The sequence below is a fragment of the Micromonospora sp. NPDC005215 genome, assembly GCF_040607915.1.
Classification (GTDB): Bacteria; Actinomycetota; Actinomycetes; order Mycobacteriales; family Micromonosporaceae; genus Micromonospora.
The window spans coordinates 76,852-103,505 of sequence record NZ_JBEXHQ010000028.1 but is presented as its reverse complement, the minus strand read 5'-3'; the positions used below and the strand labels follow the sequence as shown (position 1 = coordinate 103,505).

Below are 26,654 nucleotides of genomic sequence, written 5' to 3'. Positions count from 1 at the left end.
TGGGCAGCAGCCACGGCGCGAGCCACCCGCCGTCGTTACCGCCGAGGTCGGTCACTGTGAACTCCGAACCGGCCGGGGTGAAGTGGAACGAACCGCAGTTGTTGACCCCCACCGCGCCCACGTTGCGGGCGTCCACGTTGGCGAACGAGGCGGACCCGGCCGAGCGGGCGCTGACCACCGAGGTGCCGGTGCCGTCGACCCGGATGTCCCGGAACCGCACGTTGGAGATCGAGTAGAGGTCCTTCACCGGCCAGTCGCTGACCAGCATGATCGCGTTGTAGGTGCTGTCGAGGTACGCGTCGCCGGTCACCTCGATGGCCGCGTCGATGCTGCGGTCCAGGGCGAAGAACCAGATGGCGCCCAGCCCGATGTTCCAGTTCAACTCGTACGTGCCGGCGCGGGCGGTGGTGTTGTTGGTGATCCGCAGGTGCCCGGTGAAGGGCTCCGCGCCGAAGCGGGCCCCGACGTGGATGCCGCTGCCCTCGCGGACCGGGTCGGCGACGAGGTTGTGCGAGACGGTGGTGTCCGTCCCGCCGTAGATGGCGATGCCGTTGGCCAGTGTCGGTGACTGCACGGTGTTGTGGTCGAACGTGTTGCGCGCGTTCGCCGTCTTCTCCGACCACATCGCCAGACCGTCGTCGCCGGTGTTGCGGACGAAGTTGTGCGCCACGAGGGAGTCGGTCACGCCGGTGTGGAAGTTGAGCGCGTCGGCGATCTGGTCGACGACGATGTTGTTGGTGACCCGGACGTTGCGCATCGGCCCGTCGAACCACAGGCCGGCCTTGGTGTGACGCAGGTACAGGCCGTCGACTGTGGAGTCGCTCAGCGCCCCACCGATCGCGTTGACCTGGTCGGTGTCGATGCGCTCCCGGACGTCTCCCTCGATGGTGAAGCCGGAGAGGTGGACGTTGCGGCTGCCGCCGTCGGCGGCGTCCCGGCCGTAGAACCCGACGCCGGTGTGTACCGAGCCGTCCGGCGCGGGCGTGGGCAGGGCGACCTCACGGCCCTTGATGACGGTGTACCAGTTGCCGGCGCCCTCGATTGTCACGTCGTCGACGATGATGTGCCGGTTGACCTGGTAGGTGCCCGGCGGGAGGTAGACCTTGAGGTGGGCGCGCCGGGCGAAGGCGATGGCCCGGTCCAGCGCGTCGGCGGAGTCCCGCCGGCCGGTGGGGTCGGCCCCGAAGGCGAGCACGTTCGCCGCGAGCAGCCGGACCCGCGGCGGCGCGACCAGTTCGGAGTCGAGCAGGTCGATGACGGTCCAGGCGGCGGCGCTGCCGGTTGGCGCGGTCAGGCGGATCCGGTCACCGGCCCGGTAGGTGCGCCCGAGCAGCAGTCGCTGCTCGTCGTAGAAGTGGGTGGGCCGGAACGGCGTGCTGATGCTCGGGTACGGCGTGGTGGCCGCCGGCACGCACTGGCACTCGGTGATCCACCAGTCCGGGTGCAGCAGCCCGGCCTGCGGGTCGTTGGTGAACGGGTACTGGTTGTAGAGCCACGAGTACTGCGAGGTCAACGTCATGGTGCGCACGTGCTTGCCGTTGGCGTCGACGCGCAGCGGAGCGGTGATCCCGCCGCCCTGCGGCGCGTCCGGGATGCTGTAGCGCACGTTGATCCCGTTCGCCGCGCTGGGTAGGACGAACTCCACGTACTCACCGGGGGTGAGCCGGACCGCCCGGCGGCCGGAGGCCTCGGCGGGCAGTGTGTAGGCCGACCGGTCGGGGCCGATGATCTCGCCGTTGGTGCGCGCGTTCTCCGCCTCCTGTTCGACGAAGTCGACGTCGGCGCCGCGCCCGGCGACAAGTGCCGGGTCGAGGGCGGCGCGGGTGACCACCGGCCGCGTGCCGGCGGGCGCGGATGGACCGGCGACGGCCACTGTGGGCACGGCGACCAGCACGGCGAGCCCGGCCGCGAGCGCCACGGCGGTGCCGGCAGGTCGGCCGGGGCGTCCCCGGGCCGGCAGGATGCTGCGAATCATCGGTGACCCTCCTGGGTGGGTGGTGGTGGAGGTCCGCCCGGCGCATCCCCCGACGCCCGACATTGATCGTCATGATGCAGCACCGACCATCGCACTGCAAGACCACAATCGAAGAACGAAAATTGACGACCATAAGACTGCAAGAAATGAACGATTGGTGAGTTGAGGTGTCGCGCTCCACCTGCGCCCAGACCGCCCACGGCCGGCGTACCCTGGGCCGCGTGGATCAAGAAGACCGGATCGCCCTGTTCCTCGACTACGAGAACCTCGCGTTGGGGGCGCGCGATCACCGTGGCGGCGCGGACTTCGACTTCCGGCCGATCGCCGACGCGCTCGCCGAACGGGGTCGGGTGGTGGTCCGGCGCGCGTACGCCGACTGGTCCTACTTCGACGAGGACCGCCGGATGCTCACCAGGTCCCACGTCGAGCTGATCGAGATCCCGCAGCGGATGGGCGCGTCCCGCAAGAACGCCGCGGACATCAAGATGGCTGTCGACGCGATCGAGTTGGCGTTCGAGCGTGACTACATCTCCACGTTTGTGATCTGCAGCGGCGACAGCGACTTCACCCCTCTCGTGCACAAGCTTCGCGAGTTGAACAAGCGGGTCATCGGCGTCGGGGTCGAGGGGTCGACGTCGGCGCTGCTCCCGCCGGCGTGCGACGAGTTCCTCTACTACGACCGGCTGGAAGGTGTGGACATCCCGCCCACCCGCAGCCGGCGTGGTCGTCCGACCCGGCAGGCCGGCCCGGACCAGCGCCCGTCCGAGCCGGAGCTTGAGCGGGAACCGGAGCCGGAGGTGGGCCGTCGACCCGCCGGCGAGGAGCCCGGACGGGACGTGGACGCGCTCGCCGTGCTGGTCGCCCAGACGGTGGCCGGGTTGCAGGGCAGCGCCAACGGTGAGGTCACCGCGTCCCGGCTCAAGCGCACCCTGTTGCGCAAGGACCCCACGTTCAGCGAGTCCGACTACGGTTTCCGCACCTTCGGGGAGCTGCTGCGGCACCTCGCCGAGCAGACCGTGATCGAGCTGGCCGAGGGTCCCGCGAAGGGCGACCCCGAGGTCTCGCTGCCCGAGCACGGCGACCGGGAGGTGGCGTTCGGTCTGCTCCGTGGCGTGGTGGCGGAGCTCGGCAGTAGCGGCAACCCGGTGGCGCTGTCCGGGTTGAAGAACCAACTGCGGCGGGCCCGCCCCGACTTCAGCGAGAAGAAGCTCGGATACCGCAGCTTCCTGCAATTCTGCAAGGCCGCGGCCACCAGCGGCGCTGTCGACCTACGGTGGAGCCCCGAAGCTGACGACTACCTGCTGACCACTCAGGGCTGAGCGCCACGTCCGGTGCGCCCGGGTGGCGGTCCCGCCGCCGTTCACGCCCGGTGACATCCAGATCACGGCCGAGGGCGGCTCGCCGCACCCCAGCCCGCAGGCCAGCACGCGTTGGCCGGTCTGCTCAGCGGCAGGTGAGCGCACCCTGATTGGTCGCTCAGACGGGGAGGATCTGCCGTTGCGGGTCTTCCCCGTCATCGCATAGGCCGAAATGCGCCGGAATTACGGCTATCGCCCTGGTATACGCCTACCTGCGCCGTACCCCCGGCGCAAAATTTGCTATACGGTCGGCGAATGAAGGTCGAGGAGCATTGGTGGAACGGAGACACGACTCCGCGCGGGCGCCGGGACGTGTATATCCGTACTGACGGGCAGGGTTGGGAGGTCCGCGCCCAGATCGGTGGGGCGTCGGGTCGTGAGCGGGTGCAGCAGTGCCCAAGCCGGGCCTCGGCGGCCATTCTCGCCGACGCGTGGCGCGGCACGCACCCATCCTGGCGCGAGCTGAAGCAGCGCTGATCCGGCACCGGGCCGGGCCGGCAACGCTCCTGGGCTCCGCCCGGTGCGCTCCCCGGCCGGCCCGGCGCTCGGCTCTTCTCTTCAACGACGCGCAGTTCGCAGCTCACCGCTTCTGAAGCATGATCGAAGCGACGTCTGCCATCAGCGCCAGTGCCCAATCTAGCTGTGGGCAGTCGTTGCGACCTCGACACTCGAAGCAGCCGCCTGCTCGCCGGGGCCTGTCGAGAGCCCGAGTCCAATGCGAATTCAGCACCCGTTCCGCGGCGAACAATTCGGTCGCCGCGGACACGGGCTCATCGATCGGCATCGTCGATCCCCTTTCGCAGACACGATCAGGCCCGCCTAGGGTCGACGTCCGCCGCCCCTAGGCGGGGTGGCACTGGTCTTGAAGACCTGTGGTCAGCGTGATCCGATGGAAGGTGCCGAACGAAGGAACCTTCACATGCCCATACCCACTGGCGGATATCGCGAGGTGGCCGAGGATCTCGCCGCCCGGATCAAGAGCGGGGAGTACGTAGCAGGAGAGCGTCTGCCCACCTACAACGAACTCGCGGACCTCTACGACGTCAGCGTGACCACGGTCCAGAGAGCGATCATCGTTCTCCAGACGCGTGGCCTGGTGGTGGGTCTTCAGGGTCGTGGTCTGTGGGTCGCCGAAGACGTCCGGCTCGACCCATGATCAGGTGATGAGAAGTAGGTGTCACCGGGCTGATTCAGCTACTTTTCATCACTTGATCATGGGTTGGCGGCAGGCTGCGGTGTCTCCGCCCGCAGGTCGGGTACACGAACGTCCGCCGGTCGTGCCCGAGGAGGTCGCCCCATGTCGCAGGGTCCCGACGAGGAGAACCCCAGGCTCGACGAGGATGTTCGCGAGGCCGAGCGTCGACTCGCCAACCTCGACCACACCTCGGACGACGCGCTCACCGACGACGACGCCCGCGTGCCCGACGACGCCCTCTCGGAGCAGAACCCCGACTAATACGGCAGGCAGTGGGAGGCGAGCCGGCGTGCGTCTGCTACGTCTGCGCCCAAGATCCGAGCAACTTCCCGGATGTTGCTGCCTCCGACATGCGGGAGACACCAACAACCCTGATGTTGCGCGGATCTTGGCGGCGACGGGGCGGCGGGGCGACGGGGCGACGGGTGGTCAGACGGTCGGGACCGGCAGCACCACACCCTCAGCCGCCGACAGGTGCGCCAGCTCGATCAACTCGACAGTGGCGACCGAGTCCCGGGGGTCCACCGGCATCGGCGTGCCGTCGCGCAGCGCCGTCGCCACCTGCGCGTAGAAGCTCTGGTACGCGCCCGGCTCGGTCGGCACCGCCCGCAGGTCACCATCCACGCCGAGCATGCCGTACCGCTCCGGCGGGACCTCGCCCCAACCCGGCTGGTCCGGTCGGCCGCCGTCGTGCAGCGCTGCCTCCTGCACGTCGAGGCCGTACGTCGTGTAGCCGGCCCGGTCGCCCAGCACCCGCAGCCGGGGCCCGAGCTGCGCGGTCAGCGCGCCCATCCACAGGTGCGAGCGCACCCCGTTGGCGTGGGTCAACGCCACGAAGGCGTCGTCGTCGACAGCCGCACCCGCGCGGCGGCGGTCCACCTCCGCGTAGACGCGGTCGACCCGGCCGAACAGTTGCACCGCCTGGTCGACCAGGTGGGCGCCGAGGTCGAAGAGCGCCCCGCCGGCCTCCTCGGGACCGGCAAGCTCCCGCCAGCCCAGCTTGATCGTCGGACGGAACCGCTCGAACCGGGACTCGAAGCGCAGCACCCGCCCCAACTCGCCCTGCTCCACCAGCCGGCGGGCGGTCAGGAAGTCGCCGTCCCAGCGCCGGTTCTGGAAGACCGTCAGCGGCACCCCACGCTCGGTCGCCTCGTCGATCAGGGCGCGGCCCTCCGCGGCGGTCGGGGAGAGGGGCTTGTCGACGACGACCGGCAGCCCGGCGGCCAGCGCCGCCCGGGCCATCGGCACGTGCTGCCGGTTCGGCGTCGCCACCACGACCAGGTCCAACGCATCCGGCGTACGCCACAGCTCGTCGGCGTCGTCGACCAGGCGGGCGTCCGGGAAGTGCTGCCGGGCCTGCTCGCGCCGCTGCGGATCGCGTGTCACTATCGCGTCGAGCCGCAGCCCGGGAGTCGCGGCGATCAGCGGTGCGTGGAACACCCGACCCGCCAGCCCATACCCCAGCAGACCGACCCGCAACGCCTCCGCCATGCCGTACCCCCGTCTCGCCGGCCCGCGCTCCTCGGTGGCGGCGGTACCGCTTGTCGAATCTACGCCCCGACCTCGGCCCGGCCCGGGTCAGCCCGCCGGGTCGCTGCGCAGGTAGGTGAGCACCGCGAGCACCCGCCGGTTGGTGTCGTCGCTCGGCGGCAGGTCGAGCTTCAGCAGGATGTTGCCGACGTGCTTACCCACCGCCGCCTCGCTGACGTGCAGTCGCCCGGCGATCGACGCGTTCGACCGGCCCTCGGCCAGCAGCGCCAGCACCTCGCGTTCCCGGGCGGAGAGCGCGGCGAGCGGATCGCGCGGGCGGTGCAGCAGCTGCCGCACCACGTCCGGGTCGATGGCGGTGCCGCCCGCCGTGACCCGGCGCAGCGTGTCGACGAACTCGGTGACCTCAGCCACCCGGTCCTTGAGCAGGTAGCCGACCCGCTGACCGTCGCCGCTGTCCAGCAGCGCCGCCGCGTACCCGGTCTGTACGTACTGGCTGAGCACCACCACCGGCAGGTAGGGTCGCTCGGCGCGTAACGCGACGGCCGCCCGGAGCCCGTCGTCGCGGCGGCCCGGCGGCATCCGGATGTCGGTGAGCACCAGGTCCGGTTCGTGCTCGCGGGCCGCGCCCAGCAACTCGGGCGCGGAGCCGACGGCGGCGCACACAGTGAACTCGAAGCGGGTCAGCAGCGCGACCAGGCCCTCCCGCAGCAGCACCTCGTCCTCCGCGAGGACCACTCGGGTCACCGACGACACGGCAGCTCCACCCGGACCAGGGTAGGCCCGCCGGGCGGGCTGGACAGCAGCAGCCGGCCGTCCACGGCGGCGATCCGGTCGGCGAGTCCGGTCAGGCCGGTGCCCCGGGTGGGGTCGGCACCGCCACGGCCGTCGTCGGCCACCTCGACGACGAGGTCCCCGCCGGCCCGGCTGAGGCGTACCTCGGCGTGGGTCGCCCCGGCGTGCCGGGCGACGTTGCCCAGTGCCTCGGACACCACGAAGTAGGCGGTGGTCTCGACGATCTCCGGCAACTCGCCGTCGAGGTCGGCGTGCACGGTGACCGGAATGGTGGCGGCGTCCGCCAGCTCGCTCGCGGCACCGGCCAGACCGAGGTCGGTGAGGCTCTGCGGACGAATGCCGTGCACCAACTGCCGCAACATCACCATCAGGCCCCGCGCCTGGTCGTGTGCGACCGCGAGGGGCCGGGCGGCCGGGGAGTCCTCGGGTACGTCCAACCGGGCCAGGCCCAGCTGAAGGGTGAGGCTTGTCAGTCGCGGCTGCGCGCCGTCGTGCAGGTCCCGTTCGATCCGGCGCCGTTCCGCCTCGTACGCGCCGACCAGCCGGGTGCGCGACCTGGCGACCTCGCGCAGCGCCGCCGTGTCGACGGGCCAGGCCAGTGCCCACCGGGCCACGGCGGCCTGGGTGGCGGCGAGCAGACCGGCCGCGTAGCAGAAGACCGGCAGCAGCAGCACCGCCACTATCGCGTACGGGATGGCCTCGCCGGTGCTCTCGATCGGGCGCCAGATGACGACCGGCTCGGCGTCCCCGGCCAACCACGGGCTGGTGATCATCCCGACGTCGAGCAGCACCAGCAGCAGGAAGACCCAGTACGCGACCGGCGCGAACCCGCCCAGCCAGAACAGGTACGCCACCTCGCGCCAGGTCGCGGCGCTGCGGTAGCGGGCGACAAGCCCCGGCCACGGTGCGGCGGGCAACGGGCGGTTGTCCACCAGCCCGAGCCGCCACCGCTCGATGACGGCCACCGGGTAGCTCACGATCGGCGCCAATGCCAGCAGGGTGAGGCTGCCGACCGCCAGGAAGAGCACGAGCGCGACGCCCGGCGGCCGGCCGTGCAGCAGCAGCCCGTTGGCGGCGGCCAGCAGCGGTGCGCCGATGACGAGCAGCCCGACGGCGAGCAGGCCCGCGATCGGCACGGTGCTGATCAGGTAGGCCAGCGCCCGCCAGGGCCACGCGGAGATCAGCCAGTCGCGGCGACGCAGCGCCGTGGCCAGCCGAGGAGGGAGTTGCGAGGTCATGCCGCTGACGCTAATCGCGGGCGACCGGCCGCCCCAGCCGTCCAGATCCACTTTCCGAGGTAGGTCCAGCACTACCGGCCGACCGCGTGTGCGGGCTCCGGAAACGGGAAGAACGCGGCGCACGTGACCTGTCCGGGTGGCGGCTGGAGAGATATGGATGCCAGAACCTTCGTGATTGTCGGCGGTACCAGCGGGCTCGGCCTCGCGGTGGCCCAGCTGCTGGTCGACGAGCACCAAGTCGTGGTGTTCGGCAACGTGCCGTCCGAGGTCGACGCGACGGCCGACGAGCTGGGGTGCGACGGCACGGTCTGCGACATCGCCTCCTATGAGCAGGTCCGTGAGGGGTTCGCCGAGGTGGTGGAGCGCTACGGCACGATCGACGGGGTGGCGGCCTGCGCCTCGATGTGGGCGGGAGGTGAGCTGGCGGACCTGTCCGTGGAGCAGGTCCGCCGAGCTGTGGAGATCAACGTGCTGGGTATCACGTACCTGCTGCGCGAGGTGGTGGGGCACCTGCACCGGCAGGGCCACGGGAATGTCGTGTACATCGGCGCGATGGCGCTGGCGGCCCCCCGACCGGGCATCCCCGTCTACCGGGCCACCAAGAGCTACGGCAGCAGCCTCGTCGACTCGCTGGCCGAGGCGCAGCACAGCAACCGGGTCAAGGTGATGCAGCTGCACCCCGGGCCGATGCCGACGCGGTTGCAGGAACGGGTGGGTGCCGAGTTCCTGGACGAGGTGTACGCCATGCCGGAACAGGTCGCCACCGAGGTCGTCCGACTGCTGCTGCTCAAACCCGACGATCTCTACGTGTCCGGTGAGCGCGTGCTGCGCGCGGACGGGCGGTGGTGACGGCGGGAGCCGGACCCGACGACCGTCCGGCGTCGGCCTGGGCGCCGCTTCGGATCGCGGTCTACCGCAACCTGTGGTTGGCCCTGCTCGCCGCCAACATCGGCACCTGGATGCAGACGGTCGGCGCGCAGTGGTTGCTGATCCACCATTCCAACGCGTCCACTCTCGTCGCGCTTGTCCAGACCGCCAGCCTGCTGCCGGTGCTGCTGCTGGCGTTGCCCGCCGGGGTGCTGGCCGACAACTTCGACCGCCGGCACCTGCTGATCGCCGTGCAGCTGTTCCTGGTGGCGGTGGCGGTGGCGCTGACACTGCTCACCCACACCAACCGGATGCCTCCGGCGCTGCTGCTCACCCTCACCTTCGCGTTCGGGGTCGGGCAGGCGCTCACCCTGCCGGCCTGGGCGGCGGTGATACCGGAACTGGTGCCATCCGGCCAGCTACGGTCGGCGTCCGCGCTCGGCTCGATAAGCGTGAACGTGGCACGGGCGGTCGGGCCGGCGGTGGCCGGTGTGCTGATCGCCCGCACCGGCGTCGCCCCGGTCTTCGGCCTCAACGCCGTCGCGTTCGGGATCTTCGCCTACGCGTTGTGGCGCTGGCGACCCGGCAACGCCCGCGCCGTCGAGGTGCCCGAGCGGTTCGCCGCCGCCCTGCGCGCCGGCAGCCGGTACGTCCGTCACTCGCCGACAGTGCGCCGCCTGTTGCGTCGTGCACTTGTCTTCGTGGTCCCGGCCAGCGCGCTGTGGGCGTTGCTGCCGTTGGTGGCTGCCCGGCGGCTGGGGTTGGGCTCCGGCGGGTACGGGCTGCTGCTGGCCGCTCTCGGCGTGGGCGCCATCGCCGGCGGTGTGCTGCTGGCCGTGATCCGCACCCGGCTGTCGGCCAACCAGCTCCTGCTGATCGCCGGAGGGCTGTTCACCGTGGCGTTGACAGTGGTCGGCACCGTGCGGGTGGTGCCCCTGGTGCTCCTCGCCCTGCTGCCCGCCGGGATGGCCTGGGTGACGGTGCTGGCCAACGTCAACGCCGAGATGCAGCTCTTCCTGCCCACCTGGGTACGGGCCCGGGGGCTGGCCGTCTACCAGGTGTGTTTCGCCGGCGGGCAGGCGGTCGGCGCGCTGGTCTGGGGGCTGGTGGCCGACATGGCCGGGCTGGTCCTCGCCTACCTCGCGGCGGCGGCGCTGATGCTTGTCGGCACCGCGACCAGTCGGATCTGGCCGTTACCGGACCTGCGGTCGGTCAACCGTGAGCCGGCGGCCTACTGGCCGCAACTGCACCTGGCGCACGAGCCGGACCCGGGGGTGGGGCCGGTGCTGGTGACGGTGCAGTACACCGTTCGTCCGGAGCGGGTCCGGTCGTTCCTCGCCGCGATGGACCTGGTGCGCGGCGCGCGGCAGCGGACCGGTGCGATGCGTTGGGGCCTGTTCCGGCCGGCCGAGACGACGGACCGGTTCGTCGAGGTGTATCTGGTGCCGTCCTGGGACGAACACCTGCGCCAGCATGGCGGTCGGTTGACCGGCGAGGATCGCGCGGCCGAGGAACGGGCCCGGGAGTTGACCGACGACGAACCGGAGGTGCGGCACCTCGTGCCCGCCGCCGCCGGCCCGACGTTGTCCGACGACCGCGAAAAGCTCTGACCTTGGCCCCGGTGACCCCGCGCACGGGCGGCGTACGGCGTACGGTCGCGTTGTTAGGATGACCGGACCATGGCGAGCGAACGCAAGGCGACCGCGGACCCGGCCCGCAGCCTGGCCATCCTCTGGCGCACCAGGGAACCGACAAGCCGCAGCGCCGGCCCGGGGCTCAGCGTCGACCGGATCGTCCGGACCGCTATCGACATCGCCGACACCGAGGGCCTCGACGCGCTGACCATGCGCCGGGTCGGTGAGGCGTTGGGCGTCGGCACGATGAGCGTCTACACCTACGTGCCGGGCAAGGCCGAACTCGTCGCCGTCATGATCGACACCGCGTACGGGGAGATGCCGCGCCCCACCGTCGAGGGAGACTGGCGGATCCGGCTGGAGCGGGTCGCCCGCGACAATCTCGCGCTCTACCAGCGGCACCGGTGGATGCTGCGGGCCGAGACCACCCGACCCGTGCTCGGCCCCCACCTGGTGGCCAAGTACGACAGCGAGCTGAACACGGTCGCCGACATCGGGCTCACCGACGTCGAGATGGACGCGGTGCTCACGCTCGTCCTCGGGCACGTGAGGAGTTCCGCCCGCGCCGAGTCCGAGGTCGTCGACCTGGAGCGGGAGACCGGCATGACCGACGGTCAGTGGTGGCAGTCGCACGCGCCCTGGCTGGAGACGTTCCTGACGGCCGGGACCTACCCGACCGCCGCCCGGGTCGGCACCGCTGCCGGCCAGGAGCACGGCGCCGCCTTCGGCCCGGAGTACGCCTTCGAGTTCGGCCTGCAACGCGTCCTCGACGGGATCTCGGTGGTGGTCGCCGAACGGGCCACCGCCGGCTAGCGCTGCCGGGACCCGGCCGGACCGGGCACCCCACCCACCGCGTCCCGGGCCAACCGGGCGAGCGCGCGCGCCGACGGGCTGCCCGGCTCGGCGTGGTAGACGACAAGCGACTGGGTCGTGCCGGCGATCGTGAGCTTCTCGTACCGCAACTCCAGCTCGCCCACCCGGGGATGACGGAACACCCGCACCCCGCCACCGGCGCGGGGGACCACGTCGTGCCGGGCCCACAACCGCCGGAACCGTTCACTGCCGGCGGACAACTCCTCGACAAGTTCGAGAAGCCGGGGGTCGTCGACCTCGGCGCCCACCTGCGCGCGCAGGCCGGCCACCGCGTTGGCCGCGACCGCCTCCGACGCGGGGTAGAGCGACGGCACTGCCGGGTCCAGGAAGACCGCGCGCAGCAGGTTCACGCCGACCGCGTAGATCGGCGCCAGCGCGGTCGCCACCGGGTTGGCGAAGAGGACGTCCAGGTGCCGGCCGTGCACCAGGGCGGGGGTCTCCGTCCACGAGCCGACCAACTGTCGGATGCCCACCGGTACGCGTTCCGGCCGCCGCGCCGGGCGGCGGGTCGACGCCTGCTCGCCGAGTCGGCGCAGGTGCGTCGTGGCCGCCGCGTCCAGCCGCAACGCCCGGGCCAGCGCGTCGAGCACCTGCGTCGACGGGTGCCGGTCACGTCCCTGCTCCAGCCGCAGGTAGTAGTCGGCGCTGATGCCGGCCAACAGCGCCAACTCCTCGCGCCGCAGGCCGGGCACCCGCCGACGGCCGTGCGCGGGCAGCCCGACGTCGCCCGGCGTGATCAGCTCGCGCCGGGCACGCAGGTACTCGCCGAGCGGACCGGCAGTGCGCACCAACCCATCGTAGGAGCGGCCATCGGCCGCCCATCCTGGTCCTGCCACTACCAGGAAAACCAGGAACCCGGCTAACCCCGGCCGGTGGGGTGACAGTTTGGGGCGTAAGCGCCACCGAGAGTTGGGACAAGGATGAGCGAGCGAATCACGACCCCGTTCGGTTTCACCTCGACCGCGGACGAGGTCCTCGCCGGAGTCGACCTGACCGGCAAACGGGCCGTCATCACCGGAGGCGCCGCCGGCATCGGCGTCGAGACCGCCCGCTCGCTGGCCGCCGCCGGCGCCGAGGTCGTGCTCGCGGTACGTCGGGTCAGCGCCGGCGAGCAGGCCGCTGCCGACATCGGCGCGGGCCGGGTCAGCGTCCGCGAGCTGGACCTGGCCAACCAGGATTCGGTACGCCGGTTCGTCGCCGGCTGGGACCAGCCGCTGCACATGCTTGTCAACAACGCCGGGATCATGGCGCTGCCCGAGCTGGAGCGGACCGCCGAGGGCTGGGAGATGCAGTTCGCCACCAACTTCATGGGGCACTACTCGTTGACCGTCGGCCTGCACGACGCGCTCGTCGCCGCCGGTGGCGCCCGGGTGGTGTCGGTCAGCTCCAGTGGCAACCTCTTCTCCCCGGTGATCTTCGACGACCTGCACTTCGCGTTCCGGCCGTACGACCCGCTGCTGGCCTACGGGCAGTCCAAGAGCGCCGAGGCCCTGCTCGCCGTCGAGGTGACCCGCCGCTGGTCCGGCGAGGGCATCTACGCCAACGCGCTCAACCCGGGTGCGATCGCCACCGGCCTGCAGAAGCACACCGGCGGGCTGCGTACGCCCAGGGAGCGGCAGAAGACCCCGCAGCAGGGGGCCGCGACCTCGGTGCTGCTCGCCGCGTCCCCGCTGCTCGACGGCGTCGGCGGTCGCTACTTCGAGGACTGCGCCGAGGCACCGGTCGTCACCGAGCGACCCGCCGACTACAGCGGTGTGGCGGCGTACGCGATCGATCCGGGCAACGCGCAGCGACTCTGGGACGTGGCGGCGGACCTGGTCGCGACCGGCGCCCCGACGTCGGGGCGCACGCCATGAGGGCGCGCCGACGGGTGGCGCCGCCCGCCGTGGGAAGCGGCCGGGCCTGGCGGAACCGACCCGAAGCCGGCCGGGCGGGTGGTACGACTGGGGCGGCAGGTGACGTCGGGGAAGGGGGGCGATGGCGAGCGGGCTCCCCGGGCGGCTGCTCCAGCGGCGGGAGAACCCCCGCCGGACGTCGTTCCTGGAGCTCTTCTTCGACCTGGCCTTCATCTTCGCGCTGACCCGGCTGTCCCGGACGCTGCTGAACGACCACAGCGCCAACGGCGCCTTCCAGGTGCTGGTGATGCTGGCGGCGCTGTGGTGGGTGTGGTTTGTGACCGCCTGGTCGGCGGACTGGTTCGACCCGCGTGCCCCGTTGATCGTCGTACTCCTGCTCTGGGTGATGTTCGGCGGCCTGCTGATGGCCGCCGCCGTGCCCACCGCGTTCGACTCGCACGCCGGGTTGTTCGCCGTCGCCTACGTGGCCATCCACCTCGGTCGAGCTGCGCTGCTGATCCCGGCGCTGCGGGGGCACCCGCTGCAACTGCGGAGCCTGCGGGTGGCGATCTGGTTCTCGATCTCCGGCGTGCTGTGGGTGGTCGGGGCGGTAGTCGCCCCGGCCCGGGAGGCGTTCTGGGCGCTCGCCATCGTGCTGGAGTACGCCCTCGCCCGGCTGCGCTGGCCGTTTCCGCGGCTCGGGCGCAGCTCCTGGCCGGACCTTCAGGTGAACGGTGAGCACCTCTCCGAGCGCTACCAGCAGATCTTCATCATCGCGCTGGGCGAGCTGATCCTGGTCTCCGGCGTCGCGTACGGAGACTCCGGCATGGACCGGGAGAGCACAGTGGCCTTCGCCCTGGCGTTCGTGACAGCGGTGGCCCTCGCCCGGCTCTACCTGGTGCCCGCCGGCACGCGACTGGGCGCCAGCATCGTGGCGGCCGGCCCGCCCGGCAGCAAACTGGCGCTCCTGGCCGGCTACCTGCACGTCGTCATGATCGCCGGAGTCCTGGCCACCACCGTCGGCATGGAGCTGACCATCGGCGATCCGGGAGAACGCGATCCGGGCTGGCTGGCCGTGGGCGTCGTCGGCCCGGCGCTGTTCCTGACCGCCCGGATCCTGCTCTCGGCGATGGTCGACACCAGCCTGCCCTGGGCGCGCCTGGTCGGTGTGCCGGCCATCGTCGTGTTCGGGTGGGCGACCCAGAAACTCCCGCAACTGGCCAACAGTGCCGTCGTCGCCGGCGTGTTGCTGCTGATCGTCGTGGTCGACGCGATGCCCGGACTGTGGCGGCAGTCCCGCCCGGCCGGGGGGAGCGATGCGCCCGATCTGCGACGGCACGGGTAACCGCCCCGATGCCGGAGAGGCCACCCAGGCACGGCGACCAACCGCGACGCGACGACGTGGTGGAGTTGCGGGTGCACGGCGTGTCGGGGGCGCAACCCTCGGTCGTGCTGGGCGAGGCGAGGGTGCGGCAGGTCGCGGGCGACGACAGTGGGGGCTTCCACCGCCGCGCCGGGTCCGACGGCACCGACCGGGACGGGCTGACGCTGGAGGCGTACCGCTGGGGTGACCTGCCCTCGGGCACTGTGGCTCGGACGCTCTCCATGGTCTTCCTGCTGCCGTTCATGCTCAGCAACCTGGCGGTGTGGATGCGGCCCGCCGGCCGCGCCGCCGCCGGGGTCACCGTCCTGTGCCGCCTCCTCGCGCTCAACCTCACAGTGGTGTACGTGGTGTCCATCGCCGGGGTCGCCCTCGACCTGCTCGCCTGGCGATGTCTCGGCGCGGCCCGCTGCCGGGCGCCCTTCGACACGCTTGCCGGTTTCGACGGCCGACACGTCGGGCAGCGGCTGGCCGTGCTGGCGCTGCTGCCGATCGCCGCGGTCGCGCTCCTGCGGGTGCTCGGAACCCGCCGGTCCCGTCCGGCCGGCAACCCACTGTGGGCGGTGGAGCCGCTTGTGGAGCGGCTGCGGGCGATCCACGTCGCCGCCGCGCTCGCGGTACTCGATCTCCTGTTGCTGGCGGCCCGTCGCGCCGGCGGCGCGACGCCCGCGACGACGCTGCTTCTGACGCTCAGCGCGGCGATCCTGCTGGCCTGCGTCGGCCTGCTCGCCGCGCCGGGGCTGATCGACAGTGCGGCGACCGTGCGGATGTCGACCTGGACCGCCCGCGCGGCGGGCCTGGTGGCGGCCGGGCTGACTGTGGCGACCCTGGTCGCCGTGGCGACCGACGAGCGGGGCTGGCCGTCGTCGGCCGCGCTCCCGGGCTACGGCGCGATCACGGGCGGGGCGCTGCTCGGCCAGATGGTGCTGCTGGTGCTGCTCTGCGGGCTGGTGCTGTGGCACCCCGGTCGTGCGAACGGTCGGTCCGCGCTGCGGCGAGGACTGGGCGCGACGGTCATCGCGGCCATCGCGGTCGGTCTGTCCGGTGCGCTCTCGGCCGGCCTCGTCTATCAGACGGGCGTTCTGCTCGGCGGCTATCGCGGTGACGGTGAGCCGCCGCTGCCGTACCGCTGGACGATCCTGGCGGCGTTCCTGCACGTGGTCGCGGCGGTGCTGGTGTGCGGCGCGTTGACCGTCCTGTCGCGGCGTCGCCGCCGGCGTGCGGCGGCGGACATCACCGCCAGCGACTTTCCCGCGCCGCCGCCGGAGGCGACCGGGCGGCTGCGGGAGGTCACCAGGGCCGTGGCCCGGGCGCGGTTCACCGAGTGGCTGGGCCTGCTGGCCACCGCGTACGCGGCGCTCGCGGTGATCGGGCTGGCCACGAGTCTGCTCGGGCAGTTCGGGCGCGAACCGGACGAGGTGGCGCGGCAGGTTCTCGGGCTGCCGGTCGGGTTCGTCGGGATGGCACTCACGGGGGGCACCTACGTCGTCGTCGCCGTGGTCCTCGTCCTGCTGTCCGGTGGGGTGTTCGCCTACCGGACGTCATGGTTCCGCCGGCACGTCGGGATCCTGTGGGACCTGGGCACCTTCTGGCCCCGGGCCGCCCACCCGTTCGCGCCCCCGAGCTACGCCGACCGCGCGGTGCCGGAGCTGGCCGACCGGATCACCCAACTGGCCGAGCGGCATGCCGGGGTGGTGCTGTGCGGGCACAGCCACGGCTCGGCGTTGCTGGCCCTCGCGGTGCTGCGGCTGCCTCCGCGAACACGTCAACGGGTCGCGCTGCTCACTTACGGCTCCCCGCTGGACCGGCTCTACGCCCGGCTCTTCCCGGCGTACCTTAACGAGAACGTGCTGCGCGAGGTGGGGGAGCGGGTCGGCTGGCGGTGGCTCAACCTCTGGCGCGACACGGACCCGGTCGGCGGTTGGATCTTCGCCGCGCACCGGCCCGGCGATCCGCCGCCGGACGCCGCCGACCCGGCCGGGCGGGTCGACCGCAGGCTGCGCGACCCTCGGGACCTGCTGCCGTCACCGGGGGAGCGTCGACCGCCACCGCTGCGCGGGCACCGCCCGGACGAGACCGAACCCGAGTTCCGGGCGGCGCTGCGGGAACTCGCCGGCCGACTCCGCCTCCCGGACGGCGGATGAGCCGCCGGCGATACCCGTCACTGTTCCTCGGCCAGCCGCTCGGACTCCGCGACCACCGAGCGGATCCTGCGCAGGGTGGCGTCGGGGGCGTGCACGGCGGCACGCCACCGGTCGAGGGTCCGGGTCAGCACCCGGACGACGAACTGCAACTGGTTGACCTGCTCGCGCAGCAGCGTCAACTCCGACCGTGCGCTCACCGCCTCGCTCTCCAACTCGGTGATCCGCATCTGTAGGGGTTGCACGAGGGTCAGGGCGGCCTCGGTGAGCGTGTCGGCGGCGTCGGCCTTGAACTTGCCCCGCTGGGACACGACGGTGGCGATGGCGGCCAGGCCGGTCGTACCGCCGAGCACGCCGAGCAGACTGAGCAGCATCTGCACCCAGTGCGGCGCCTCGGGTGTCGATACCGACATCACGTGACGCCTCCCACGACCTGTCGGTGAGTCGCGCACTGATGGCCGTAGGCCAGGCAGCGCAGGTCGGCGACGATCTGGGCGACCCGCCAGAAGGACCCCAGTGGCACCGCGCTGATCAACGACGCCGCGACGACGCCCTGCCGGCCCGCCACCGCCACCAGCGCCACCGCGTACATGCCGGTGATGGTGCCGAGCACCAGCACGGACGCGAACTCGATGCCGAGGCCGGTGGAGAGCCGACCGGGCCACAGGATGCCCAGCAGCCCGCCCACGCCGACGGCGATCAGGGCTACCTCCCAGCCGAGCTGGATGGGTTCCGGCATGGCCAGTTGGACCGACGGTGGTCGGACGTCGAGCGTGAGCAGCAGGACCCCACAGATGGGGGTCGTGATCAGCGCGGCCACCTCGAACGGTTGGTGCTTCGCGCGGTTCCGCAGATGCCCCACAGCGACTCCTTGGTCGATGATCGTGCTCACCGGTCCGCCACCGGGGCCGGTGCCGTGGGGTGGATCGCGATCGCGGAGCGGTCCGTGCGGCGAAGCCCGAGGGCGACGGTGCGGGAGAACGATCGATGGGCGACTCGCCGCCGTTGGCTGCCGATATCTGCCTGTCTATCACCGCCGACCGGTTCGCGTCCACCTGTGCGAAGTCGCATTTTCGCAGGTCAGGGGCATATTCGGCGACGTGCGGGACGCCGAGGGCGCGCAGCGGCGGCGCCCGCGCGACCTCGGCGCGCACAGTGTCGGAAGTATTACCGCAGGCGACCGGCGCTCAGCGGCGGCCGATCACCGCCGCAGCAGGGCGCGCAGCGCCCCGACCACCACCGCGGGCGCTTCCTCGGCCATGAAGTGCCCGCAGGTGACCGTCTGGTGGTCGAGGTCGGGGGCCCAGGCCCGCCACACCCCGGCCGCGTCGTAGCCGAGCGCCGCACCCCAGTCCTGCTGGAGCACTGTCACCGGCATCCGCAGCCGGTTGCCCGCCGCGCGGTCGGCGGTGTCGTGGGTGACGTCGATGCCGGCGGACGCCCGGTAGTCGGCGACGATCGAGGCGACCGCGGTGCGGGACGCGCGCAGGTAGGTGGCGCGCACCTCGGCCGGCAGCGCACCCGGGTCGCGGGTCCAGACGTCCAGGAAGTGGCCGAAGAACGCGTCCGGGCTGGCGCCGATCAGCTCCTCGGGCAGGCCCGGCGGCTGCGCCATCAGGTACAGGTGGAAGGCGACAGCGGCGCTGGCGCCGTGCAGCACGTCCCACATGTCCAGGGTGGGCAGCACGTCGAGCAGGGCGAGCCGGCTGATCGCCGCCGGGTGGTCGAGGCCGGCACGGAACGCGACAAGGGCGCCCCGGTCGTGCCCGGCCAGGGCGAAGCGCTCATGACCGAGCGCGCCGGCCAGTGCCACCACGTCGGCGGCCATGGTCCGCTTGGCGTACCCGGTGCCGTCGGCGTCCACCGGCTTGTCGCTGTCGCCGTAGCCGCGCAGGTCGGGGCAGATGACAGTATGGTCGGCGGCCAGGTCGGCCGCGACGTGCCGCCACATGAGGTGGGTCTGCGGGAAGCCGTGCAACAGCACGATCGGCGGCCCGGAGCCGCCCACGGCGGCGGCGAGCGTCACACCGTCGGCGACGGTGACGCGCTGGTAGTCGAATCCGTTGATCCTCGGCTCCACGGGGAACCTTCCTGGTGAGCAGGGCCGGCTCGGGCGGTGACCCGTCGCCGTCGTACGGTGTCGAGCCTGCCCCGAGGTGATCAGCGGACGGTCAGCGTCGGATCAGTGCGGGCCGGCACAGCCGCCTAGATTGGTGCCATGACCAGGCAGCCGACGCCACCGGTGGAGGTGACGTTCGGCGTACTCGGGCCGGTGACCGCCGCCACCGGGGGCGGCCCGGTCCCGCTGCGGGGGCACCGGCAGCGCCTGGTGCTGGCCCGGTTGTTGATCGCCCACGGCCGGGTGGTGCCGGTGGATCGCCTCGTCGACGACCTGTGGGAGGTCCCGCCGGACGGCGCGGTGGGCGCGATCCGGACCTTCGTCGCCGACCTGCGCCGGGCGCTGGAGCCCGACCGGCCGCCCCGGCAGCCACCCCGCCTCCTGGTCACCGAACCCTCGGGGTACGCGCTGCGCACCGCCCCGGACGCGGTGGACGCCGCACGTTTCGAGGCGGCCGTCGGCGAGGCGGGACGACTGCTGACTGCCGAACTGCCCGCACCGGCGCTGGCCGCGCTGGACACGGCGCTCGGGCTCTGGCGCGGACCCGCGTACGCGGACTGCGCGGGCGCGTTCTGGGCCGTCGCGGAGATCAACCGGCTGGACGAGCTGCGGATGCTCGCCGTCGAACGGCGGGCCGAGGCGCTGCTCGCGCTGGGTCGGCCGGACGAGGCCGCCGCCGACCTGCCCGCCCACCTCGCCGGCCATCCGCTGCGGGAGGACGCCTGGCGGCTGCTCGCGTTGGCCCGCTACCGCGCCGGCCGGCAGGGCGAGGCGTTGGCCGCGCTGCGCGACGCCCGCGACGCCGTGGTGTCCGCGCTGGGGGTGGACCCGGGGCCCGAGCTGCGGCGACTGGAGGCCGACATCCTGGCCCAGGCGGCTCACCTCACCCGCACCCCCGCGGTGGCCGTCGCGGCCGGACCCGTTCGAGGTGGCCTGTCGGGATCGGCGCCGGGGCGACCGTTGGTTGGCCGCGATGCGGAGCTGGTCCGGCTCCAGCGGGCCGCCGACGCGACCGCCCAGCGCCGCCGACCCACCCTGGCGCTCCTCAGCGGCGAGCCGGGCGCTGGGAAGAGCGCCCTGGCCGAGACGTTGGCCCGGCGGCTCGCCGCCGAGGGCTGGGCCACGGCGTGGGGACGCAGCCCGGAGTACGAGGGCGCACCGCCGGCCTGGCCGTGGACACAGGTCACCGAGGCGCTGGCCGGGTCGAAGGACGAGGGCGCCGGACCGGACGGGGTCGGCGAGGCCGACGGCTCGGTCGACCCGGCCGGGACGCGGTTCCGCCGCCAGCGTGCCGTGGCGTCGCTGGTCTCGGCGGTCGCCGACCGAGGACCGGTGCTGCTGGTCCTCGACGACCTGCACCGCGCCGACGCTGACACCCTGGACCTGTTGACCGCACTGCTCGTCGGCCCGCAGCCGGCCACCGGGCCGGTGCTGGTCCTCGGCACCTACCGGGCCACCGAGATCAGCCCGGAGTTGACCGCCGTCCTGGCCCGCGTCGCCGGGCTGGAGCCGGTGCGCGAATATCTCGCCGGCCTGTCCGCGTCGGCGACCGGTGAGTTGGCCCGCGCCGTCGTCGGGGCGGACCTGGACCCGGCCACCGTCCAGTTGATCCAGCACCGTAGCGGCGGCAACCCGTTCTTCGTCCGCGAGCTGGCCCAGTTGTACGCGGGCGAGGGCGAGACGGCCCTGGCCACGGTGCCACCCGGGGTGCGCGACGTGATCCGGCACCGGTTGGCGCAGTTGCCCGCGTCGGCCCGTACCGTGCTGCGGCAGGCCGCCGTGCTCGGCCGGGACCTCGACCCGGAGGTGCTCAGCGCGCTGGCCGGTGACCCGACGGCAGCGCTGGACGCCGTGGACCTTTCCCTGCAGGCCGGGTTCCTCAGCGAGCGGGAGGCCGACGGGCGGCTGCGTTTCACCCACATCCTGGTCCGCGACACGCTCTACGCCGACCTGTCCGCGCCGCGCCGCGCCGCCTGGCACGCGGCCGTCGCCGAGGTGCTGCGGCAACGGGAACCCGTCGAGCCTGCCGCGCTCGCGTACCACCTGCTCCGCGCCGGTGGGCCGGTCGCTGCCGGTCGCGCGGCGGCGTACGCCCGCACTGCCGCCGAGCGGGCCGAACGCGACGGTAACCCGCACGAGGCAGCCCGCCTGTGGGGGCAGGCGATCGAGGCGTACGACCGCGCCGGTGGGGTCGCGCACCGCGAGCGGTTGACCGCGCTGCTCGGCCTGGGGCGCGCGCTGGCCGTGACCGGCCGGCTGGCGGAGGCGCGGCGGCAGCGGGCCGAGACGATCGCCGCCGCCGAGTCCGGCGGCGACGCCCTGTTGATCGAGGAGGTGCTGGCGGGCTTCGACGTGCCTGCCATCTGGACGCGCAACGACGACGACCTGCTCTCCGGGTACATCGTCCGCGCCGCCGAACACGCGCTGACCGCTCTCGGCTCGACCGCCTCGGCGCGGCGCAGCCGGCTGCTGAGCACCCTCGCGTTGGAGTTGCGCGGCTCCACCACAGCTCGTGGCCGCCGTGCGGCGGACGAGGCCGAGACGATCGCCCGGACCGTCGGCGACCCAGGGCTGCTGGCCTTCGCGCTCAACGCTCGCTTCATGCACGCCTTCGACCGGGTCGGCCAGGCCGGTGAGCGGGCCCGGATCGGCGCCGAACTGGTCGACCTGGCCGCCCGGCACCAACTGGTGACCTTCGAGGTGCTGGGCCACCTCATCCTGGTCCAGGCCGGCTGCGCGCTGGCCGACCGGCCCGCTGCCGACGCGCACGCCCGCGCCGCCGACCGCCTCGCCGAACGGTACGAACTGCCGTTGGTCGGCGTCTTCACCCGGTGGTACGCCGCGCTGCGGCTGGCGCTGGACGGCGAGTCGGCCGCGGCGGCGGACGCGTACCGGTCGGCCGCCGACCGACTGCCCGCCGACAGCATGCCGGGCCTGACCCGCGGGCTCCTCCCGCTCGCCCTGCTCGGCCTGCGACTGGCCGACGCGGTGAGCGACCCCCCGCAGGCAGGTGACGCCTGGCTGGTCCCCGGGCGGCGACCGATTCCCGGGCCGGACGACGAGGACTGGGCGCGGCTGGACTGGGGCCCGCACGAGCCCTGGGTCCAGCCCCTGCTGCTCGCTGCCGCCGACGACCGCAGGGCCACCCGAGCCGCGCTACGGTCGCTGCCAGACGGGCCGCACGACCTGCTGCGGGAGGTGCGGCTGTGCCTCACCGCTCGGGCGGCGCTGGCCATCGGTGACCGGCCCACAATGGAACGCCTCGCCGCCGCGCTCCGCCCGGCCGCCGCCGAACTGGCTGCCGGCAGCGGAGTGGTCACCGTCGGCCCGGTGGCTGGGCACCTCGCCGACCTGGCCGCCGCTCTGGGCCGCGACGAGGAAGCCGCCGGCCACCGCCGTACCGCCCGCGCCCTTACCGCACGCGTCCGCGCCGACGACCCAACCTCAGCGCTCAGGTTGCACAGCCATGCCTATGGCAACGACCTTCAATAGGTTGCGATGCGCCGTACCGTTAGCAGGCCGAAGCAGCCGCTACCCCGCCTCCATCGCTCACCGGCCGGCCCGCAACTCACCAAGAACCTGTAAGGCCTGCGCCCGGACCTGGACCGGACAGCCCCAGTAGTCGTAGATTCCACCGCGACCGCTGTTCTGGCCACAGATGACGAATACGCCGGTGCCCAACCGACGCTTGAACTCGGTAGCCAGCCAGCCGACGAACCCGCTGTTGTCCATCTCCGGCGGGAAGTGAAACGAGAACACGGCGAAGCGCTCACCGCCTAGCGGGCCAGCTGGCGCCAACCAGGACCACCCGTCTTCGTCGCGCACCGCGGCCAGCACATCGGCCGTCAGGGCTGGTGGCTGAGCAAGCGGCGTTTCAAAGAACGACCACTCGCCGTCGAAGATGACGAGGTCTGCGGCCGCGATGACGTGTCGCAGCCGCCGCTCGGTCTCGTCAGGGGACTCCTGGCTGATACTGACCACGCGATGATCCTGCTTGATGGCGTGCATTAGCGCAGTCACGCCCGACACACCGCCGCCGGCCTACCGGCCCACCGACTCCGCGCCGTGAAGATCATCGCGGACCGCGCGAACCTTGAACGACAAGCTCAGGCCGGTACGCGTCGAGTGACGCGCTCCTTACGCCCGGGGTTGCTGACCGCCACGGGGGCCGGGGCGACGCGCAGCCGGGCTTTGATCACGTACAGCTCACGCTTGGCCGTGGCCATCCCTCGCGCGTCGAGGACGTACCCCGCAACCCACACCCACCCGTTGTAGGGGTCGGCCTCGCCGATGGACGCCACCCGCATCATCAGCGCCCGGTCCCCCGTGAACTGCACCGAGCAGTCCGGGCCAATGAACACGACGTCTCCGGCCTTCACGGCAACCAACCGATGAACCTGCGTCGGAGCACGTCCGGGGGTGCCCAGCTCATGTCCTGTCCGGCAGAGATCAGGCACAGGCTCAGGTAGTAGGCGAGGTGCACCGGATCCTGTTCCCCCAGCAACTCCGCGCGGCGTGTGACACAGGGCCAGGGCCTCTCGCACGTCTCGCACAGCCAGAGCGGCAGGACCGGTGCGTGTTCCGTCATCGGCTTTCGCCCGGCCAGTGACCCCGGTTGATCGGGATCCTGTGTCTGGTCCGGCACGGAAGCTCGTTCCCGCACTTGCAGACGTTGCGCCACCTGACCCACGACCACACCGGCTTGTGCCTGCGGGCAAGGGTCATGGCTACTGCCGCTAGATATTCGTTGAAGCTCACCATCGGCACATCTCCAACCTACGTTACTGGGTACGCTGGGTATACCGACGATACCCCGTGTCGCCTGAAGAATCCCCCTGCGTGTTCTCTGGAATGCAGGGAGGACGACCGATGGCTGAGCCGCTGTATCAACAGATCGCAGACGACATCACGAGACAGATCGAGTCGGGCGTGTTGAAGCCCGGCGACAAGCTGCCCAGCACATCACAACTCTGCGCGCTGTACGAAGTGAGTGAGACAGTCATCCGGTTCGTCATGATCCAACTCAAGGCCCGGGGCTTGGTGTATGGCCAGCCAGGCCGCGGGGTTTATGTCACGGCACGTGGCTAGCGCCGACTACTGAATACACCCGTCAGCTGATCAGGGCGCACGGCGGAGCCATGAGCCGTGCAGGGAAGCTGCCTGTTGGCCAGGTCCGTCCGGGTCGCGTCATCGGTCCAGTCAAGGTGGCACAGCAGCCGTAGACCCAACGGCAGCCGGGACAACCAACGTCCCCGTAGCTCATCTCTTCCAGCTCACGCTTCCTTCCGGTGCCCATCTCCGTGCCACACGACCCGTCCGCCGCGCTCGGGCTCCCCGGCGACTTGCCGGAACGTGCCGAACCGGCAACCGGGGTGCGGTCAGATGTAACCACCGGCGCGCAACGATCGAGGGGGTACGCGTGGAGGTGCTCGTCCTGATCGTGGTGCTGGGCGTCACCGTCCTGGTCGGCACCACCCTCGGCGGTCGGTACCGGGTCGCCCCGCCGGTGCTGCTCATCGCGTTCGGGGTGCTGCTCGGGTTCACGCCGCCGCTGTCCGAGGTGACTCTGGAACCGGACCTGGTGCTGCTGATCTTCCTGCCGGCGATCCTGTACCGGGAGAGCCTCACCATCAGCCTGCGGGAGATCCGGGCCAACCTGCCGGTGATCGGGCTGCTCGCCGTGGTGCTGGTGGTGCTCACCATGGTGGCGGTGTCGTTCACCGCGCAGGCGTTCGGCGTGAATTCCGCCGCCGCCTGGGTGCTCGGCGCGGTCCTCGCGCCGACCGACGCCGCCGCGGTCACCGGGCTCGCCAAAAAGCTGCCCCGCAAGCTCCTCACCACGCTGCACGCGGAGAGCCTGATCAACGACGGGACCGCCCTGGTGGTTTTCGCGGTGGCCGTGGGTCTACTCACGGGGAGCGCGAAGCCGGGCGTGCTGGGCGTGAGTGAGGAGTTCGTCGGCGCCAGCGTCGGCGGCGTACTCTCCGGTCTGCTGGTCGGGGCCGTCGTGGTGCTGATCCGCAAGCGGCTCGACGATCCGCTACGCGAGGGCGCGCTGAGTGTGCTGACACCGTTCGGCGCGTTCCTGCTCGCCGACTCGGTGCACGCCAGCGGCGTGCTGGCGGTGGTGGTCGCCGGGCTGGTGCTGGCCTACGCCGGCCCACGGGTGATCCGCGCCCGGTCCCGGGTGCTGGCGTACGCATTCTGGGACCTGACCACGTTCCTGATCAACGGCGGGCTGTTCGTCCTGCTCGGCACGCAGATTCCCCGGGCGGTGCGGGGCATCACCAGCACCTCCCCGCAACGGGCGCTGGTGATCGTCCTGATGGTCACCCTGGTCGTCGTGTCCACCCGGTTGCTCTTCATCCTCCTCACCGCGCAGTCGGCGCGGCTGCGGCGTCGCCGGATGGTGGACGACGGCGGAAGTCCGTCCGGCTGGCGGGTGGGGACCGTGGGCGGCTGGTCCGGTTTCCGGGGCGCGGTGTCGCTCGCCGCCGCGCTGGCCGTTCCGACGATGACGGTCGCCGGTCGACCGGTGGAGGAACGTGACCTGATCATCTTCGTCACCGCGTTGGTGATCGTGCTGATCATGCTCGTTCAGGGCACCACCCTGCCGCTTGTGGTGCGCTGGGCGGGACTGGTCGGCGACCCCGAACGCGTCGACGAGACCAGGCACGCCCAGCGGCGCGCCACCGAGGTGGGACTGGCCGCCCTACCGCAGGTCGCCGCCGAGGTCGGTGCCCGGGAGGAGGCGGTGCGCCGGTTGCAGGCCGAGTACCAACGACACCTGGCGGACGTCAACGAGATCGGGGGGAACACCGCCGAGGAACGTCGCCTGGAACATCGACTGCGCCTCGGGGTCCTCGCGCACAAGCGGCGGGAGATCACCCGGCTGCGCGACAACCGGGAGATCGACGACCTGGTTCTGCAGGAACTCCAGGCCGCGCTGGACAACGAGGAGATCCGGTTGCTGGGGCGCCAGCCCAACGACTGATCGGCCGCCTCGGCTCAGGTGTGCGCGCACATGGGGCGAGGAACCGGCGTGGCCCGGATGCTCCGCCCGTGGGTCTGTCTAGTCCCACCACGTCACATGGATCACCCATCGCCTGGACGAGTAATTCCTGACCCTGGCTGGGCGGTGGGCGCAGCCGGCGGCCGGCGGCCGGCGGTGACAGTCGGTCACCTCCGTGGGGGCGGATGCGGTAGTGAGCGGTATACCTCAGAGTCATATTTATCCTCTGAGGTATAGCGCTCAACAACACATCGACATGGTGGGCGGCCACAGCAGATGGAAAGCGCCCTTCGCCGTAACCCCAGCCCCAGCCTTGGGTTAGGACTTGCTCGCCTAGCAGCTTCGCAGGACGCGCTCTATGTCCGCACCCGCCTGGACGACCAGGGCGTCGGCGCGAAACTCGTCGGGAAGGTGGTGCCGCTGCCCTTCGTGCGCCAGCAAGGTGGGGCAGCTAGGTGGAAGCACGACAGCATCAGCATGCCTGACGTACTCGACGAGCAGGTCGAGAGTGGCACCGGCGGAGAAATGGCTGATCATGAGACTGTCGATCGTGCCGCCGGCAAGGGCGGCGTAGACGTCTGCTGTGCCGCCGTCATCGGCGCTGATGTGCCAGTAGCTGTGTTGGGGTTCCCGACGGTCGACGCGAGGTTCGAAGACGGCCAGGAACGCCTCACCCGCCATCGGCGCCGCATCGCCCTGCTCGAACCGTTGGACGAACATGTCGTAGCTCATTCGAGGAAGCT

Annotated in this window: 25 protein-coding genes; 13 read left to right on the top strand and 12 right to left on the bottom strand. The window is 71.9% G+C overall.

Annotated features, from left to right (window positions below; genetic code table 11):
- Nucleotides 1–1,975: glycosyl hydrolase family 28-related protein (locus ABZU25_RS21405; protein ID WP_355031112.1), on the bottom strand; the 1,975-nt coding region annotated here is incomplete at its 3' end.
- 221 nt (nt 1,976–2,196) lie between these two features.
- On the opposite strand from ABZU25_RS21405, the gene ABZU25_RS21400 reads away from it, so the two are divergent.
- The 4 genes from ABZU25_RS21400 to ABZU25_RS21385 all read left to right on the top strand — a co-directional run bounded on the left by ABZU25_RS21400 (nt 2,197) and on the right by ABZU25_RS21385 (nt 4,789).
- Nucleotides 2,197–3,294, top strand: coding sequence for a PIN domain-containing protein (locus tag ABZU25_RS21400; protein ID WP_355031111.1), 1,098 nt, complete (start codon nt 2,197–2,199; stop codon nt 3,292–3,294).
- A 294-nt stretch (nt 3,295–3,588) separates the two neighbouring features.
- Nucleotides 3,589–3,810 carry a hypothetical protein gene (locus ABZU25_RS21395; RefSeq protein WP_030335934.1) on the top strand — a complete coding sequence of 74 codons (222 nt, stop codon included), beginning with the start codon at nt 3,589–3,591 and terminating at the stop codon, nt 3,808–3,810.
- 442 nt (nt 3,811–4,252) lie between these two features.
- Nucleotides 4,253–4,489, top strand: coding sequence for a winged helix-turn-helix domain-containing protein (locus ABZU25_RS21390; RefSeq protein WP_355031110.1), 237 nt, complete (start codon nt 4,253–4,255; stop codon nt 4,487–4,489).
- A 141-nt stretch (nt 4,490–4,630) separates the two neighbouring features.
- Nucleotides 4,631–4,789 carry a hypothetical protein gene (locus ABZU25_RS21385; RefSeq protein WP_355031109.1) on the top strand — a complete coding sequence of 53 codons (159 nt, stop codon included), beginning with the start codon at nt 4,631–4,633 and terminating at the stop codon, nt 4,787–4,789.
- A 168-nt stretch (nt 4,790–4,957) separates the two neighbouring features.
- Here the strand turns inward: ABZU25_RS21385 and ABZU25_RS21380 are convergent, their stop codons facing one another.
- The 3 genes from ABZU25_RS21380 to ABZU25_RS21370 form a co-directional block, all read right to left on the bottom strand.
- Nucleotides 4,958–6,019, bottom strand: coding sequence for a Gfo/Idh/MocA family oxidoreductase (locus ABZU25_RS21380; protein WP_355031108.1), 1,062 nt, complete (start codon nt 6,017–6,019; stop codon nt 4,958–4,960).
- A gap of 87 nt (nt 6,020–6,106) precedes the next feature.
- Nucleotides 6,107–6,772, bottom strand: a complete 666-nt coding sequence (locus ABZU25_RS21375) for a response regulator transcription factor (RefSeq protein ID WP_355031107.1) — start codon at nt 6,770–6,772, stop codon at nt 6,107–6,109.
- Nucleotides 6,760–8,049: a histidine kinase gene (locus ABZU25_RS21370; protein WP_355031106.1), complete on the bottom strand. Its 1,290-nt coding sequence runs from the start codon at nt 8,047–8,049 to the stop codon at nt 6,760–6,762. Before ABZU25_RS21370 ends, ABZU25_RS21375 begins: the two co-directional genes overlap by 13 nt.
- A 153-nt stretch (nt 8,050–8,202) precedes the next feature.
- Here ABZU25_RS21370 and ABZU25_RS21365 point away from each other — a divergent pair, with 153 nt between their 5' ends.
- The 3 genes from ABZU25_RS21365 (at nt 8,203) to ABZU25_RS21355 (ending at nt 11,363) form a co-directional block, all read left to right on the top strand.
- Nucleotides 8,203–8,898 (top strand): SDR family oxidoreductase, encoded by a 696-nt coding sequence (locus ABZU25_RS21365; RefSeq protein ID WP_355031105.1) that lies wholly within the window; start codon nt 8,203–8,205, stop codon nt 8,896–8,898.
- Nucleotides 8,892–10,526: an MFS transporter gene (locus tag ABZU25_RS21360; RefSeq protein WP_355031104.1), complete on the top strand. Its 1,635-nt coding sequence runs from the start codon at nt 8,892–8,894 to the stop codon at nt 10,524–10,526. The genes ABZU25_RS21365 and ABZU25_RS21360 overlap by 7 nt, the downstream gene beginning before the upstream one ends.
- Before the next feature lie 69 nt (nt 10,527–10,595).
- Entirely contained in the window at nt 10,596–11,363 is a 768-nt protein-coding gene (locus ABZU25_RS21355; protein ID WP_355031103.1) for a TetR/AcrR family transcriptional regulator, read from the top strand.
- Here ABZU25_RS21355 and ABZU25_RS21350 read toward each other — a convergent pair.
- Nucleotides 11,360–12,211 carry a helix-turn-helix domain-containing protein gene (locus ABZU25_RS21350; RefSeq protein ID WP_355031102.1) on the bottom strand — a complete coding sequence of 284 codons (852 nt, stop codon included), beginning with the start codon at nt 12,209–12,211 and terminating at the stop codon, nt 11,360–11,362. The two genes, ABZU25_RS21355 and ABZU25_RS21350, sit on opposite strands and share 4 nt — an antisense overlap.
- Nucleotides 12,212–12,343: 132 nt before the next feature.
- Between ABZU25_RS21350 and ABZU25_RS21345 the strand changes: the two genes are divergently transcribed.
- From ABZU25_RS21345 to ABZU25_RS21335, 3 genes are all read left to right on the top strand, one after another.
- Nucleotides 12,344–13,279 (top strand): SDR family NAD(P)-dependent oxidoreductase, encoded by a 936-nt coding sequence (locus ABZU25_RS21345; protein ID WP_355031101.1) that lies wholly within the window; start codon nt 12,344–12,346, stop codon nt 13,277–13,279.
- 121 nt (nt 13,280–13,400) lie between these two features.
- Complete coding sequence (locus ABZU25_RS21340; RefSeq protein WP_355031100.1) at nt 13,401–14,603, top strand: low temperature requirement protein A; 1,203 nt, start codon at nt 13,401–13,403, stop codon at nt 14,601–14,603.
- Between the two features lie 8 nt (nt 14,604–14,611).
- Complete coding sequence (locus ABZU25_RS21335) at nt 14,612–16,783, top strand: hypothetical protein (RefSeq protein WP_355031099.1); 2,172 nt, start codon at nt 14,612–14,614, stop codon at nt 16,781–16,783.
- 17 nt (nt 16,784–16,800) lie between these two features.
- On the opposite strand, the gene ABZU25_RS21330 is transcribed toward ABZU25_RS21335, so the two are convergent.
- From ABZU25_RS21330 to ABZU25_RS21320, 3 genes are all read right to left on the bottom strand, one after another.
- On the bottom strand, nt 16,801–17,193 hold the full coding sequence (locus tag ABZU25_RS21330) for a hypothetical protein (protein WP_355031098.1): 393 nt from the start codon (nt 17,191–17,193) through the stop codon (nt 16,801–16,803).
- Complete coding sequence (locus ABZU25_RS21325; protein ID WP_355031097.1) at nt 17,193–17,642, bottom strand: hypothetical protein; 450 nt, start codon at nt 17,640–17,642, stop codon at nt 17,193–17,195. Before ABZU25_RS21325 ends, ABZU25_RS21330 begins: the two co-directional genes overlap by 1 nt.
- A 339-nt stretch (nt 17,643–17,981) precedes the next feature.
- Nucleotides 17,982–18,860: an alpha/beta hydrolase gene (locus ABZU25_RS21320; RefSeq protein ID WP_355031096.1), complete on the bottom strand. Its 879-nt coding sequence runs from the start codon at nt 18,858–18,860 to the stop codon at nt 17,982–17,984.
- A gap of 138 nt (nt 18,861–18,998) precedes the next feature.
- On the opposite strand from ABZU25_RS21320, the gene ABZU25_RS21315 reads away from it, so the two are divergent.
- The gene (locus tag ABZU25_RS21315; RefSeq protein WP_355031095.1) at nt 18,999–22,391 is read left to right on the top strand and encodes a BTAD domain-containing putative transcriptional regulator; all 3,393 of its coding nucleotides are present in this window, start codon (nt 18,999–19,001) and stop codon (nt 22,389–22,391) included.
- Nucleotides 22,392–22,448: 57 nt separating this feature from the next.
- On the opposite strand, the gene ABZU25_RS21310 is transcribed toward ABZU25_RS21315, so the two are convergent.
- The 3 genes from ABZU25_RS21310 to ABZU25_RS21300 all read right to left on the bottom strand — a co-directional run bounded on the left by ABZU25_RS21310 (nt 22,449) and on the right by ABZU25_RS21300 (nt 23,487).
- The gene (locus ABZU25_RS21310; protein WP_355031094.1) at nt 22,449–22,919 is read right to left on the bottom strand and encodes a DUF6196 family protein; all 471 of its coding nucleotides are present in this window, start codon (nt 22,917–22,919) and stop codon (nt 22,449–22,451) included.
- 86 nt (nt 22,920–23,005) lie between these two features.
- The gene (locus tag ABZU25_RS21305) at nt 23,006–23,278 is read right to left on the bottom strand and encodes a hypothetical protein (protein ID WP_355031093.1); all 273 of its coding nucleotides are present in this window, start codon (nt 23,276–23,278) and stop codon (nt 23,006–23,008) included.
- A complete protein-coding gene (locus ABZU25_RS21300; RefSeq protein ID WP_355031092.1) occupies nt 23,275–23,487 on the bottom strand; it encodes a hypothetical protein in 213 nt (70 codons plus the stop codon). Before ABZU25_RS21300 ends, ABZU25_RS21305 begins: the two co-directional genes overlap by 4 nt.
- Nucleotides 23,488–23,768: 281 nt before the next feature.
- On the opposite strand from ABZU25_RS21300, the gene ABZU25_RS21295 reads away from it, so the two are divergent.
- Nucleotides 23,769–23,987, top strand: coding sequence for a winged helix-turn-helix domain-containing protein (locus ABZU25_RS21295; protein WP_355031091.1), 219 nt, complete (start codon nt 23,769–23,771; stop codon nt 23,985–23,987).
- A 331-nt stretch (nt 23,988–24,318) separates the two neighbouring features.
- Nucleotides 24,319–25,893, top strand: a complete 1,575-nt coding sequence (locus tag ABZU25_RS21290) for a Na+/H+ antiporter (protein ID WP_355031090.1) — start codon at nt 24,319–24,321, stop codon at nt 25,891–25,893.
- A gap of 351 nt (nt 25,894–26,244) precedes the next feature.
- Here the strand turns inward: ABZU25_RS21290 and ABZU25_RS21285 are convergent, their stop codons facing one another.
- Entirely contained in the window at nt 26,245–26,643 is a 399-nt protein-coding gene (locus ABZU25_RS21285) for a hypothetical protein (protein ID WP_355031089.1), read from the bottom strand.
- Nucleotides 26,644–26,654 lie beyond the last annotated feature (11 nt).